The sequence below is a fragment of the Aeromonas sp. 600276 genome (genome assembly GCF_049175815.1).
GTDB classification, from domain to species: Bacteria; Pseudomonadota; Gammaproteobacteria; order Enterobacterales; family Aeromonadaceae; genus Aeromonas; species Aeromonas dhakensis.
Genome location: NZ_JAAKVU010000016.1, coordinates 67368 through 81110, shown reverse-complemented (window position 1 = coordinate 81110; position 13743 = coordinate 67368). Strand labels below are relative to the sequence as shown.

At 62.5% G+C, this 13743-nt stretch carries 13 protein-coding genes; 6 read left to right on the top strand and 7 right to left on the bottom strand.

Annotation, left to right across the window (positions count from 1 at the left end; all coding sequences use genetic code 11):
• The first annotated feature begins 1 nt into the window (after position 1).
• Positions 2-1105: a DNA replication/repair protein RecF gene (recF, locus tag G5134_RS16065; protein ID WP_065017162.1), complete on the top strand. Its 1104-nt coding sequence runs from the start codon at positions 2-4 to the stop codon at positions 1103-1105.
• Complete coding sequence (gene gyrB / locus G5134_RS16060) at positions 1102-3513, top strand: DNA topoisomerase (ATP-hydrolyzing) subunit B (protein ID WP_065017163.1); 2412 nt, start codon at positions 1102-1104, stop codon at positions 3511-3513. Before recF ends, gyrB begins: the two co-directional genes overlap by 4 nt.
• 103 nt (positions 3514-3616) lie before the next feature.
• Here the strand turns inward: gyrB and G5134_RS16055 are convergent, their stop codons facing one another.
• Positions 3617-3994 carry a VOC family protein gene (locus G5134_RS16055; RefSeq protein ID WP_019839340.1) on the bottom strand — a complete coding sequence of 126 codons (378 nt, stop codon included), beginning with the start codon at positions 3992-3994 and terminating at the stop codon, positions 3617-3619.
• A 66-nt stretch (positions 3995-4060) separates the two neighbouring features.
• The gene (locus G5134_RS16050) at positions 4061-4765 is read right to left on the bottom strand and encodes a helix-turn-helix transcriptional regulator (protein ID WP_017785136.1); all 705 of its coding nucleotides are present in this window, start codon (positions 4763-4765) and stop codon (positions 4061-4063) included.
• Positions 4766-4999: 234 nt separating this feature from the next.
• Here G5134_RS16050 and G5134_RS16045 point away from each other — a divergent pair, with 234 nt between their 5' ends.
• Positions 5000-5413, top strand: a complete 414-nt coding sequence (locus G5134_RS16045; protein ID WP_016348872.1) for an Hsp20 family protein — start codon at positions 5000-5002, stop codon at positions 5411-5413.
• A gap of 92 nt (positions 5414-5505) precedes the next feature.
• A complete protein-coding gene (locus G5134_RS16040) occupies positions 5506-5943 on the top strand; it encodes an Hsp20 family protein (RefSeq protein WP_016348873.1) in 438 nt (145 codons plus the stop codon).
• A gap of 73 nt (positions 5944-6016) precedes the next feature.
• Here G5134_RS16040 and G5134_RS16035 read toward each other — a convergent pair whose 3' ends face one another.
• Positions 6017-7267 (bottom strand): valine--pyruvate transaminase, encoded by a 1251-nt coding sequence (locus tag G5134_RS16035; protein ID WP_065017164.1) that lies wholly within the window; start codon positions 7265-7267, stop codon positions 6017-6019.
• Between the two features lie 282 nt (positions 7268-7549).
• Here G5134_RS16035 and G5134_RS16030 point away from each other — a divergent pair, with 282 nt between their 5' ends.
• A complete protein-coding gene (locus G5134_RS16030) occupies positions 7550-7783 on the top strand; it encodes a hypothetical protein (protein ID WP_005307116.1) in 234 nt (77 codons plus the stop codon).
• Here the strand turns inward: G5134_RS16030 and G5134_RS16025 are convergent.
• Entirely contained in the window at positions 7713-8537 is an 825-nt protein-coding gene (locus G5134_RS16025; RefSeq protein WP_065017165.1) for an AraC family transcriptional regulator, read from the bottom strand. The genes G5134_RS16030 and G5134_RS16025 overlap by 71 nt on opposite strands.
• Before the next feature lie 92 nt (positions 8538-8629).
• Between G5134_RS16025 and G5134_RS16020 the strand changes: the two genes are divergently transcribed.
• Entirely contained in the window at positions 8630-9757 is a 1128-nt protein-coding gene (locus G5134_RS16020; protein ID WP_065017166.1) for a multidrug effflux MFS transporter, read from the top strand.
• A 4-nt stretch (positions 9758-9761) separates the two neighbouring features.
• Here G5134_RS16020 and G5134_RS16015 read toward each other — a convergent pair whose 3' ends face one another.
• The 3 genes from G5134_RS16015 to G5134_RS16005 form a co-directional block, all read right to left on the bottom strand.
• Positions 9762-10445: a response regulator gene (locus G5134_RS16015; protein WP_065017167.1), complete on the bottom strand. Its 684-nt coding sequence runs from the start codon at positions 10443-10445 to the stop codon at positions 9762-9764.
• 38 nt (positions 10446-10483) lie between these two features.
• Positions 10484-13072: a sensor histidine kinase gene (locus G5134_RS16010; RefSeq protein ID WP_065017168.1), complete on the bottom strand. Its 2589-nt coding sequence runs from the start codon at positions 13070-13072 to the stop codon at positions 10484-10486.
• 102 nt (positions 13073-13174) lie between these two features.
• Positions 13175-13702, bottom strand: a complete 528-nt coding sequence (locus G5134_RS16005; RefSeq protein ID WP_065017169.1) for a potassium-transporting ATPase subunit C — start codon at positions 13700-13702, stop codon at positions 13175-13177.
• Positions 13703-13743: the final 41 nt, after the last annotated feature.

Below are 13743 nucleotides of genomic sequence, written 5' to 3'. Positions count from 1 at the left end.
CGTGTCCCTGGTCAAACTCCAGCTCAGCGACTTTCGCAATATCCAGCAGGCCAGTCTCGCGCTGTCACCCGGCCTCAACATCCTGGTCGGGTGCAACGGCAGCGGCAAGACCAGCGTGCTGGAAGCCATTCACTACCTCGGTCTCGGTCGCTCCTTTCGCACTCACCTGACCGGGCGGGTCATCCGCCAGGGGGAGAGGGCGTTTACCCTGTTCGCCCAGTGCGAACTGGAGGGGCGCCAGGTGCCCATTGGTCTCGCCAAGGACAAGAGTGGCGAGACCCAGCTCAAGATTGCCGGTGCCCAGGCTCAGCGCCTAGCCGACCTGGCCGAGCTGCTGCCGGTGCAGCTGATCCACCCGGATGGCTTCAACCTGCTGACCGGCGGGCCCCAGGCTCGCCGCGCCTGGCTCGACTGGGGTGTTTTTCATCAGGAACCGACCTTCTTCTCCCTGTGGGGACGGGTACGGCGGCTGCTGAAACAGCGCAATGCACTGCTGCGCCAGAGTACCCAGTATCGCCAACTGGCGTTCTGGGATCAGGAGCTGGTGCGGTTGGGGGGAGCGCTGGCCGAGTTTCGCGCCAGTTATTGTCAGGCCATTACCCCCCTGATCAAGGAGATGACGGCGGACTTTTTGCCGGAATTCGACATCAGCCTTGGATTCTATCGAGGCTGGGAAAAAGATACCCCGCTCAATGAATTGCTGGAGGCGGGGTTTGAGCGGGATCGGACGCTGGGTTACACGGGCGTTGGTCCGCAGAAGGCCGATGTGCGCCTCAAGGCGAACGGCGTGCCCGCTCAGGATATTTTGTCCAGGGGTCAGCTGAAGTTGTTGGTCTGTGCCATGCGACTGGCCCAAGGGCTCTATTTGAATCAACATAGCAGCCGTGGCTGTATTTTTTTAATTGACGATTTTGCCTCTGAACTGGATGTCGACAAGCGCCGCTTGCTGGCCGCAAGGCTGAAGCAGTGTGCGTCCCAGGTGTTCATCACCGCCATCGACACCGGTCAGCTCGCAGACATGATGGATGCGAATGACTGCAAGTTGTTCCACGTGGAACAAGGCAAGATCTCCGAAACGTTAGAGAAGGCAGAGAGTAAGCTATGAGTGAAAATACTTACGACTCCTCGAATATCAAGGTACTGAAGGGCCTGGATGCGGTCCGCAAGCGCCCGGGGATGTATATCGGCGATACGGATGATGGCTCGGGCCTGCACCACATGGTGTTCGAAGTGGTCGATAACTCCATTGACGAGGCGCTCGCTGGCTACTGCTCCGATATTCAGGTCAAGATCCACTCCGATGGTTCCGTCTCCGTCCGTGACAACGGCCGCGGCATTCCTGTCGACATTCACCCGGAAGAGGGTCGCTCCGCCGCAGAGGTCATCATGACCGTGCTGCACGCCGGCGGCAAATTCGATGACAACTCCTACAAGGTGTCCGGCGGTCTGCACGGCGTGGGCGTTTCCGTGGTGAACGCGCTCTCTGACAAGCTGTTGCTGACCATCCGTCGCAACGGTCATGTCTACGAGCAGACCTATCACCTGGGCGAGCCGCAGGCTCCGCTCAAGCAGATCGGCGATGCCACCACCACTGGGACCGAAGTGCGTTTCTGGCCGAGCCCGACCATCTTCAGCGACACCTTGTTCCACTACGAGATCCTGGCCAAGCGTCTGCGCGAGCTCTCCTTCCTCAACTCCGGCGTCTCCATCCGTCTGATGGACGAGCGTGACGGCCGCGAGGCGCACTTCTGCTACGAAGGCGGCATCAAGGCGTTTGTCGAGTACCTGAACCAGAACAAGACCCCGATCCACCCGAAGGTGTTCCACTTCACCACCGAGCAGGACGGCATCGGCGTCGAAGTGGCGATGCAGTGGAACGACGCCTATCAGGAAGGGGTCTACTGCTTCACCAACAACATTCCGCAGCGTGATGGCGGCACCCACCTGGTGGGCTTCCGTACCGCGCTGACCCGTACCCTCAACTCCTACATGGACAAAGAGGACTACAGCAAGAAGGCCAAGTCTGCCGCCAGCGGCGATGACGTGCGTGAAGGTCTGATTGCCGTTATCTCCGTCAAGGTGCCGGATCCCAAGTTCTCCTCCCAGACCAAGGACAAGCTGGTCTCTTCCGAAGTGAAGACCGCAGTCGAACAGGCGATGGGCGAGAAGCTGGCCGACTTCCTGCTGGAAAACCCGGGCGATGCCAAGATCGTGGTCAACAAGATCATCGATGCGGCCCGTGCCCGTGAAGCGGCCCGCAAGGCCCGCGAACTGACCCGCCGCAAGGGCGCGCTGGACATCGCCGGTCTGCCCGGCAAGCTGGCCGACTGTCAGGAAAAAGACCCGGCGCTCTCCGAACTCTACATAGTGGAAGGGGACTCTGCTGGCGGTTCCGCCAAGCAGGGTCGCAACCGGAAGAACCAGGCCATCCTGCCGCTCAAGGGCAAGATCCTGAACGTGGAGAAGGCCCGTTTCGACAAGATGATCTCCTCGCAAGAGGTGGGCACCCTGATCACCGCACTGGGTTGCGGTATCGGTCGCGACGAGTACAACCCGGACAAGCTGCGCTATCACAACATCATCATCATGACCGATGCGGACGTCGATGGTGCGCACATCCGTACCCTGCTACTGACCTTCTTCTATCGTCAGATGCCGGAGATCATCGAACGTGGCTACGTCTACATCGCTCAGCCGCCGCTCTACAAGGTGAAGAAGGGCAAGCAGGAGCAGTATCTGAAAGACGAGGATGCGCTGCTGCAGTACCAGACCGCCATGGCGCTGGATGGTGCCACCCTGCACGTCAACGAGTCTGCTCCGGCTATCGGTGGCGAGGCGCTGGAGCGTCTGGTCAACCAGCACCGTTCGGTGACTCACCTGATCACCCGCATGTCCCGCCGTGCGCCGGAAGCCGTGCTGACCCAGCTGATCTATCAGCCGGAACTGAACGAAGCACTGCTGACCAGCGAGAGCGATCTGCAGGCCTGGTGCCAGAGCATGGAAGCCGTGCTCAACGAGAGCAACCACGGCATCCAGTACCAGATGCAGGTGCGCCGCGATGAAGAGCGCCGTCTGTTCGTGCCGCACGCCGTGGTACGTCAACACGGTGTCGACCGCGAATACCCGATCAGCTACGACTTCCTGCAATCCTCCGAGTACCGTCAGCTGGTCTCGCTGGGCAAGGAGATTGCCAACCTGATCGAGGAAGGCGGTTACATCAAGCGTGGCGAGAAGGTGAAGCCGGTCGCCAGCTTCGTCGAAGCGGTCGAGTGGCTGATGGGCGAAGGCAAGCGCGGCATCTACATCCAGCGCTATAAAGGGCTGGGCGAGATGAACCCGGACCAGCTGTGGGAAACCACCATGGATCCGGAAGCCCGTCGCATGCTGCGCGTCACCATCGATGATGCCGTCGGTGCCGACCAGCTCTTCTCTACCCTGATGGGTGACGCAGTAGAGCCGCGTCGCGACTTTATCGAGACCAACGCTCTGCGCGTGGCCAACCTCGACGTCTAATTTGACGCTGTCAGTACGATATTAAAAAGCCGCTCCCTTGTGAGCGGCTTTTTGTTTTTCTGGCGAAGGAGGTGGCACGTTCCACGTGGAACATTGAACCCGATTACCCCAGTTCAGGTGCAGGGCAGTAGAGGCGCAGACGATGGCCGTCCGGATCGAGGGCCATACAGGTGTAGCCAAACTCCATCCGGGTCGGTGCCTGGATCAGGGTAAGTCCGCGTGCCTGCCACTCCGCAGACTGGCGATCGACGGCGGCATCATCGGGGAGGGCGAAGGCCAGCTCCATGGCCCCGGCCGTTTGGGTCACAGCGGGTTCGACCGTGGCGCTGGACCAAAGTGCCAGTCTGGCGCCCGATTCGAACACGAACATGGCAAAGGTAGGTGACTCCTCCACCGGCTGGCGGCCGAACAGCTCGCGGTAGAAGAGGGCGCTGCGGGCCGGGTTGGCAACGTAGAGGATGGTGAACTGGGGGACTAACATGGTGATGCTCCTTGCTGATGAGATGGCGCATCGGCGCCGACCCAATCAGCATGGCGCCGCCTGCTGTCAGTTTCTGTCAGCAATGAATCTGGGTTGCGGGATCTGCTGGCTGGCGCGCCACTCCTTGAGCAACCGTTCCCGATTGCCAGGATAAGGCTCCGCCTCCAGCCGCATCGCGCTGATCCTGTCCACCCGAAAGTGGCGAAAGCCCTGGCGCAGCTCGCACCAGGCCACCAGTACCCGCACCTGATCGAAGTAGCCGAGGGCGAAGGGCCAGACGGTGCGCTCCGAACTCGCTTCCTTGAGATCCCGATAGTTTAGAGTCACCTTACGCTGCTGGCGGATGGCACTGCGCAGCGGAGCCTCGTCGACGGGGCTGTCACCGCGAGCGGTGCCGATCAGCAGGGCATTGGCATGCAGCTGTTGGCGATAATCGGCGGGCAGCACGGCCTCTATCTTGGCCAGCGCGCTGCTGGCGGCGGTGCTGAGGGCATGATCGGCATGGGCCGCCACCCAGCGTGAGCCCAGTACCAATGCATCCAGTTCCTCTTCGCTGAACATCAGCGGCGGCAGCATGAAGCCGGGGCGCAGCACATAGCCGATACCTGCTTCCCCCTCGATGTGGGCGCCCTGTGCCTGCAGGGTGGCAATATCCCGATAGAGGGTGCGCAGACTGATGCCAAGCTGGCTGGCCAGCTCGCTGCCGGTAATGGCGTAGCGGTGGCCGCGCAGCAGCTGCAGCAGGGCCAGCAGGCGTTCGGAACGGGACATGATGTGGCTCCTCAAGATCTCCGCTCAGGGTGCCATGTTGTGACTGGGGGAGAAAGTTGAATGTGGAAAAAGCCTGCAACGGGCGGTGAGAAGATTTTTCGATCAGGGCCCTTGAAAGCCGAAAGCGGGCCCCTATATAGATAACAAGGCCGGAACGCTCGACAGAGGTTTCGACCAGGCGCCCGTCCATCAGGAGGGCAAACAATCAGTTATCGCTCAAAAGAGGATAATACTATGCGTTCTATCGACTTTTCTCCGCTCTATCGTTCTGCCATCGGTTTCGATCGTCTGGCCAATCTCATCGAATCTGCGGCCAGCAATGGCAATGCCGGTTATCCCCCCTACAACATCGAGCAGCTGGGTGATAGCGACTACCGCATCAGCATGGCGGTGGCGGGCTTTACTCAGGAAGAGCTGGAGCTGAGCTTCCAGGAAAATCTGCTGACGGTGAAGGGCAACAAGCAGGCTGATAGCGAGCGCAACTACCTCTACCAAGGCATAGCCGAACGCGGTTTCGAGCGTCGCTTCCAGCTGGCCGACTATGTGCGGGTGAAGGGCGCCGATCTGAAAAACGGTCTGCTGCACATCGACCTGGTGCGCGAAGTGCCCGAGGCGATGAAGCCCCGCAAGATCGAGATCAACGGCTGATAGCCTGACCTCATTGAATTGATGACGTTTTCCGGGTGCCGATGACGGGCCCGTGGAGAAGTGAAACCTGTTGCTTATAGAAGGATAGGATTATGCGTAACCTCGATTTTTCTCATCTCTATTCCAACGCCGTCGGCTTCGAGCGGATGGCCCGTGAGCTGGAAGGTCTGTTCGAGCAGAAGACCGCCGCTTACCCCCCGTACAACATCGAAAAGCGCGATCACGACGGCTATCGCATCACGGTTGCCGTGGCCGGCTTCGAGCGCGAAGAGCTGGAGCTGGAGACCGAAAACGGCACCCTCAAGGTGAAGGGGCGCAAGGCCGCCGCCGATGAACGCCAGTTCCTCCATCAGGGGATCGCCGAGCGCGACTTCGAGCTCGCCTTCAAGCTGAGCCAGCACGTGGAAGTGCAGGGCGCCAAGCTGGAGCATGGGTTGCTGACCATCGATCTGGCGCGTGAGCTGCCGGAGGCGCTCAAGCCCCGTGCCATCCCGATCGGCAAGCCCGAGCAGCTGGCACTGCCCGGTTAAGCCAATCGGCGCGCGATAAACAAGAGAGGCCTGCATGTGCAGGCCTCTCTGTTTTTGTATCGCCGAACTGGGCTTAGCCGGCGTAGAGGGCGTTGATTTCGTCGGCCAGGATGGCGATGCCGCGCCGTACCAGCTCCTCGCTCTGGGAGTAGTTGAGGCGGATGCATTCCCGGCTGTGGCGCCACTCGGGGTCGTCGATGCCGGGGAAGAAGTAGTGGCCCGGCACGATCAGCAGGTTCTTCGCCTTTAGTCGCTCGTACAGATCCTGACAGTGGATCGGCAAGCCTTCGAACCAGAGCCAGAGGAAGAGGGCGCCTTCCGGCTTGTGGATGTGGAAGCGCGGGTCGGGGATCGCTTCGCGCAGCAGTTGCACCGCCAGCTCCGCCTTCTGCCGATAGAAGGGTTTCACCACCTGCTCGCTGAGGGCGATGATCTCGCCGCTCTCGATCATCGGAATGGTGATGGCGGGCCCCAGACTGCCCGGCGCCAGATTGATGATGCCGCTCAGGTTGGTGATGGCCTGAATGATCTTCTCGTCGGCGATGACGATGCCGCAGCGAGTGCCCGGCAGGCCGAGCTTGGAGAGGCTCATGCAGAGGATGGTATTGGCGTTCCAGAACGGCTTGGCCTCGCTGAAGATGATGCCAGGGAAGGGGACGCCATAGGCATTGTCGATCAGCAGCGGAATGCCCTTGTCGCGGGCAATCTGATCGAGGTGTTCGATCTCTTCATCGGTCAGCACGTTGCCGGTGGGGTTGGTGGGGCGGGAGACGCAGATCACCCCGATGTCGTCACCCACCTGCAGGCTCTCGAAGTCCACGTGGTACTTGAACTGGCCGTCGGCCAGCTTCTCTATGGTGGGCTTGTAGGCCACGAAGTAGTCGTCCGCCAGTGCCGAGTCGGCATAGCCAATGTACTCGGGGGCGAGCGGGAACAACACCTTCTTCTTGCGGCCATCGGCAAATTCGCCCGCCAGCAGGTTGAACAGATAGAAGAAGGCGTTCTGGCTGCCGTTGGTGAGGGCGATGTTGCGGGCGGAGATGTCCCAGCCCAGCTCCTTGCTGAGCAGGGCCGCCAGCGTCTTGGTGAACCTGTCCTTGCCCTGGGGGCCATCGTAGTTGGCCATCGCCTTCACCAGCTCGCCGTTGTCGAGCAGGCTCTTGGCCTCGGCCTGAAAGCGTTCCAGCATGGCAGGGATGGGGGCTGGGTTGCCGCCACCCAACATGATGGCGTTCGGATTGGTCAGCCCCTGATTAAGGTCATCCATGAGTTGGGTAATACCGGCATGGCGAGTGAACTTCTCGCCGAACAAGGAAAATTCCATTCGGTGACAGATCCAGAGTCAGTTACGGGGGAGCTAGCACCATAGCTCAGTTTAAAAGCGGGTGTCGATCAAAAAAATGGGACGTTCCACGTGGAACAGCAGGCAAAATCTAGTGTGGTGAAAATGACCACTTGTTGGTTCAATCCTGACTACAGGATGTTTTCCAACTGGCGCTATTTATTATCTAAAAACAATTAATTTAAACAAAATCATGTTGTTATAGATTTGGCACGACAATTGGAATAGTCATCTGGTCATCTCAACCGCACCGGAGCACACCAGATGAAAATCCTGATCGCAACCTTGATTGCCAGCAGCCTGAGCCTGAACGTCATGGCCGACGAATACCCCAGACCCGAACTGGACAGCGTCAAGCTGGAGCAGGAAATATTGGCCCAGCAGCAGCAGGCCTCCCATGCCGTGGTGGCGGAAGCCATTCACAACCTCAAGCCGCTGGCGCTGGATACCCTGGTGGTGGAGGCGAGCTCGGCCGATGCGACTCACCCCGAGAGTTGAGATAGCGCAAGGGGGTCTGCCCCGTGTGCTGTCTGAAGAAGGCGATGAAGGCACTGTCGCTGGCGAACTCCAGCGCAGCCGCCACCCGGCTGATGGGCTCGGCTTCTGCCAGCAGCTCCAGCGCCCGCAGCAGTCGCCACTGCTGACGCCAGGCCTGGTAGCTCATGCCGGTCTCCCGCATGAAGATGCGGCCTATGGTCTTGTCACTGGCACCCACCCGTTCGGCCAGCCGGTTGAGCCGATCGGGCAGGGCATCGCCCTGTTTCACCTCCTGCAGCCAGCCGGCCAGACGTACGTCTGACGGCAGCGGCAACTGCCAGGATTCCCGCGGCGCTTGCGCCAGCTCCTCTTTCAATAATGCCAGCGTGCAGGTCTGCTCTGCCTCCGGCTTGTCCCACGGCCAGAGTGCCATCCGTTCGATGATCTCCCGCAGCAGCGGGTTGACCGCCAGCACCGCCATCTCGACCGGCAAGCCGGGTTCGGTTGTGAAATAGAGGGAGCGATAGGCCACCACTCCGCGCATCAGCACCCGATGGGGCAGACCCGCCGGCAGCCAGGCGGCCCGCGTCGGCGGCAGCAGGCAGACCTGATCGTCCAGCTCTATGGTCATGCAGCCGGCCTGGGCGAACAGCAGCTGATGGTGCCTGTGCTGGTGGCGGCCAGAGTCGTGCCAGCCGAGGGCGGCGGCGATCCCGATGGCACTGCCGTCGTGCTGATCCGGATCAAAAGGGTGATCGGGAAGAATAAAGGCCATGTGTCCTATTCTTGATGTTTATAGTCCTGCTTATTGTAATCGGACAATCGGCGTCACTCTAGAATGACGGCCTCTAGTGAAGGAGGTTTGTCATGAACAACAAGTTGCCACCGCTCTGGCTGGTGGTCGGACTGATGATGTTTCCGCAGATAGTGGAGACCATCTACAGCCCGGTACTGACCCATATCGCCACTGAGTTTCGGGTGAGCGAGGGGCAGGCATCCCAGACCCTGTCGGTCTATTTTCTGGCGTTTGCGGCGGGCGTGGTTTGCTGGGGCAGACTGTGCGATCTCATCGGGCGGCGTCCCGCCATGCTGGCGGGGTTGCTGACCTATGGCGTCGGCACCCTGCTGGCATTGCTGGCCACCCAGTTTGAAACCCTGCTGCTGGCCCGGGTCATTGCGGCCTTCGGTGCCGCCGTGGGCTCAGTGGTGACCCAGACCATGCTGCGCGACAGCTATCAGGGCAGCGATCTGGCGCGGGTCTTCTCGGTGATGGGCATAGCGCTCTCCCTGAGCCCAGTGCTGGGGCTGGTGAGCGGCGGCCTGCTGGCCGATGGTTTTGGTTATCTCGGGGTATTTGGCGCCCTGCTGGCGCTGGCAATCGGCTTGTTGCTGATGGCCTGCCGGCAGTTGCCGGAAACCCGGCCGATCACCACCCAGCGAGTGGCACTCTGGCCGCTGGTATGCCGGATGGTGCGTGATAGCGGCTTGTGGCGCAGCGCCGCTCTGGTGGCGCTGTTCAACACCATGCTGTTCGGCTACTACAGTCTGGCGCCATTTCTGTTTGCCGGGCTGGGGCTGAGCGCGGGTGAGTTTGGTTACTCCGGTATCGTGCTGGCACTGGCGACCCTGGGGGGAAGTCTGCTCAACAAGCGTCTGCTGGGGCTTGGCTGGTCGCCTGCCTCGCTGATCCGGCTCGCCGCCGTGTTGGCACTGGGCTCGGGTTGGCTGGTGTGGGCCAGCCAGGCGTCGCTCTGGTTTCTGCTGCCCATGACGGGAGTGGTGATGGCATTCGGGCTGGCGATCCCCAATGTGCTGAGCCAGGCGCTGCTGGCCTATAGGGAGGTGGCGGGCAGTGCCGGCGCCCTGTTCGGGCTCGGTTACTACCTGCTGCTCAGCCTGGGGTTGGCGGTTGCAGCCAGCTTGCAGGATCTCGGTCTGCTGCTCGGTGGATGCGGTCTGTTGGCCCTGTGTTGTTGCTGGCGTCGTTCCACGTGAAACATCAGCTGCCGATAAAGCGGTAGCCGATGCCGGATTCGGTCTCGATAAGGGCGGGGTCTTGAGGGTTATCCCCCAGCTTCTTGCGCAGGCTGGCGATGACGATGCGCAGGTAGTGGGTGTCCTCCTTGTGGCTCGGCCCCCAGATGTCGTTGAGCAGCTGGGTCTGCAGCACCAGCTTGCCGGGGTGGCACACCAGGGCCTGCAGCAGGGCGAACTCCTTGCGGGAGAGAGCCACCTCTTCCTCCCCCAGAGTGACCCTGTGGCTGCTGCTGTCCAGGGTCAGCCCGCATTGGGGGAAGTGGCGCTGCTCGCCACTACTGACCCCGGCCCGCTGGCGCAGCAGCACCCGGATACGGGCCATCATTTCACCGACGCCGAACGGCTTGCTCATGTAGTCATTGGCTCCGGCATCCAGCAGGCGCACCTTCTCCTGCTCCGAGTCCCGCGCCGACAGCACCAGTACCGGATGCTGATGGTGCTCGCGAATGGCCTGCAGCACCTGGAGGCCATCCCCATCCGGCAGGCCCAGATCCAGGATCACCAGGTCGGGGTTGAGGTGGCGATACTGCGCCACACCCTCGTTGACGCCAACCGCCTCGCTGACCTGATGGCCTTCGGCGATCAGGCTGATCCGCAAAAAACGGCGGATGGCCGCCTCGTCGTCGATGACCAGTATGTGAGCCATTCAACCTCCAGCTCGCTGATGAAAAAGGGCGGCGACCATCAGGCCGCCGGAGCATTGAGGGCCAGCGGCAGGGAGATGCGCATGCAGGTACCGTTGCCGTTGGGGCCGGAAAAGGCCCAGATGCGGCCCCCATGGACCTCTATCATAGCGCGGGAAATGGCGAGGCCAAGCCCGGTGCCGCGGCTGCCGCAATCACCGACCGGCTGGGTGTAGAAGAGGTTGAAGATCTTGTCGCGGTCCGACTCGGCGATGCCGACCCCGATATCGATGATGTCGATGATGAGGTCGGGGTCCGCCAGCATCACCTTGAATTCGATGGGAGTGCCGGCCGGCGAGTAGCGGGAGGCGTTGTCGAGGATGTTGACCAGCACCTGCTCGATCAGGGCGCCGTGCACATAGAGCCGGGGGATCTGCTGATCGAAGTGCACCAGCAGCTTGTGCTGGCGCCAGGAAGAGTCGAGCCGGCGGCGGGCATTCTCCACCAGATCCGCCAGATCGACCCAGTCCCGTTTCAGCTGGAAGTCGGGTGAGCCGATGCGGGTCATGTCCAGCAGGTTCTGCACATAGCTGTGCAGGCGGCGCGCCTCCTCCTGTACCGAGTGCAACAGCTCGCTGCGGTCTTCGCTGCTGATCCGGTCACCATATTCCAGCAGGGTGCTACCGGCGCCCATGATGGTGGCGAGCGGCGTCTTCAAATCGTGGGAGACAGAAGAGAGCAGGGCGGCGCGCATCCGGTCGGTCTCTGCCTGCAGCTGGCTGTCGGCCAGCCGCTCGTTGAGGTCGATCCGGGCCAGGGCGGCGCGAATGTCGGTGAGCAGCGCCTGCAGCTGATGCTCGGCCGAGGAGGCGAGCGGATTGGCCAGCAGTATGCCCAGCACCAGATCATCGCTGAGGTGATGGTACTGGGCCTCGGCCGCGTTGAGGGTGGCGGTGTGGGCGCCGGCGCTCTGCTTCTGGGCCAGACACCAGTCGATGGCCGCCTTGTCGGTCTGTCCCGGTTTGTGCTCGGTCGAGCCGGCCCAGTACTGGTAGTGCCGATCGAGGGCAAACACCGGCTGGCCCAGTGCCAGCGAGATGGCCTGGCTCCCTTGCCTGAGCACCTCGACCGGGCTGCTGGCGGTGGCCAGCCCCTGGCTCAGGGAGAGCAGAGCGTTGCCCAGCTGCTGAGTCTCGCGCAGGCCGACCAGCTGCTGGCGCTGACGGGAGGCGAGCCGCCCGGCCGTGATGCCGACGATGAGCAGCACGAACAGGGTGAGCAGGTCGCTGTGGCTGGCGACGCTGAGGGAGAAGTAGGGGACGGTGAACAGCAGGTTGTGGCCGACGAAGCCCAGCACGGCGGCCAGGATGGCGGGCACCAGGCTGGTGGTGAGCGCGGTGGCCAGCACCCCCAGTACGAACAGCATGGGCAGGGAGGCGGGCGGCAGCCAGTGGGAGAGCCCCCAGACGGCGGCTGAGGTGGTCCCCATGATCACCACCGCCAGCAGGCTCTGGCGAATGTCTTTGGGGTGAAGCGGCTGCCAGTTCAGGCCGGGTTTGCGCTTCTCTATGTCCACCAGGGTGATCTCGAGCCCCTGCGCCTGCCTGAGCAGATGCTGCACCAGCGAGCGGCGCCACGGCGCCTTGTGGGGTTTGCCCAGCAGCAGTTGCGACACCTGCTGCTGCTCGGCCGTCTCCAGCAGGGCGTCGGCCACCGCCGGGCTGGAGAGGGTCAGCACCTTGGCACCCAGCTGGGAGGCGAGCGCCAGCGCCTGCTCCTGCTCGGCGGAACGCTGCCCCTTGCTGTCGACGTGCACCACCAGCCAGGGCAGCTGGCGGCGCTGGGCGAAACGGTGGCCGTAGCGCACTAGGGCGGCGCCGTGCTCGTCGCCGAGGCAGACCATCAGCTTGCCTCTTAGCGGCAGCGTGGTCTTGCCGGCGGCCTGCCACTGCAGTTGCAGATCCCCCTCCACGTGGCTGGCGGCGGTCTGCATCGCCAGTTCGCGCAGGGCGGTCAGGTTGTTGAGGGAGAAGAAGGACTGCAGGGCGGCCTTGGCCTGATGGGGCACATAGACCTTGCCCTCCTTGAGGCGGCCGAGCAGCTCCTTGGGGGGGAGGTCTATCAGCACCAGGCTGTCGGCCTCCAGCAGCACCTGATCGGGCAGGGTCTCCTTGACCCTGACCCCGGTCAGCTGCCACACCAGATCGTTGAGGCTCTCCAGGTGCTGCACGTTGAGGGTGGTGTAGACGTCGATGCCGGCGCCGAGCAGCTCCTCCACATCCTGCCAGCGTTTCTCGTGGCGGCTGCCGGGGGCGTTGCTGTGGGCCAGCTCGTCCACCACGGCGATGGCGGGCTTGCGGGCCAGCAGGCCGTCCAGATCCATCTCCTCCAGCCGCTGCTGGCGGTGCAGGTGCAGCTTGCGCGGCTGGATGGCGAGCTTGTCGAGCAGGGCCAGGGTCTCCTGGCGGCCGTGGGTCTCCACCACCCCGATCAGGATATCGACCCCCTCCTTGGCCTGCTCCCGCACCGCCTGCAGCATGGCGTAGGTCTTGCCGACGCCGGGGGCGGCACCGAGAAACACCTTCAGCTTGCCCCTGTGCTCCTGTTCCAGGCTCGCCAGCAGGGCGTCCGCCCTCACCTCATCACGCATCCCCGTGCTCCCGTTGCATCGGCCGAACCGCGGCCGTGACCTCATTGCTCATGCTTGTCCCCGTTGTCGAACGAGAGCCTTCCCGAACGGTAAGGAGCGCCCTCAGGCGCCCTTTTGATGATCGAGTTGCAGGTTCAACTGGAGAATGTTGACCACCTGCGGGCCAAGGATACCAGCTTGTGCCGCCGACTTGACCTGCTCCGTCAACTGAACGGGATCCAGCCCCCGTTGCCCGGCGACCCGCTCCACCTGAGCCAGCACCGCATCGAGCGGCAGATGGGGATCGAGGCCGGAGGCGGAGCGGGTCAGCAGGGCGGGGACCCTGGCTTCCGGCTGCGCCTTGGCCGCCGCTGCGGCAAACTCGGCTCGCAGCGGCGAGCTCATCCCCAGGTTGCTGGCGCCGCCACCTATGGTGGCGAAGTCGCTGGCGGAGGGGCGGGAGTGGAAGTAGCCGGCCCGCTCGAATTTCTGGGCCAGCAGGGCGCTGCCGACCACCTGTTGCTTGTCATTGGTGAGCAGGCTGCCATTGGCCTGCCAGGGGAAAATAAGCTGGGCCAGCCCGGTGACGGCCAGCGGATAAGCCACCCCCAGCAGCAGGGTCAGGGTCAGCAGGGTTCTGATTGCTATCATGATTTTCTTGCTCCAAATGCGTTGGTTGGATGCGGGTCTGC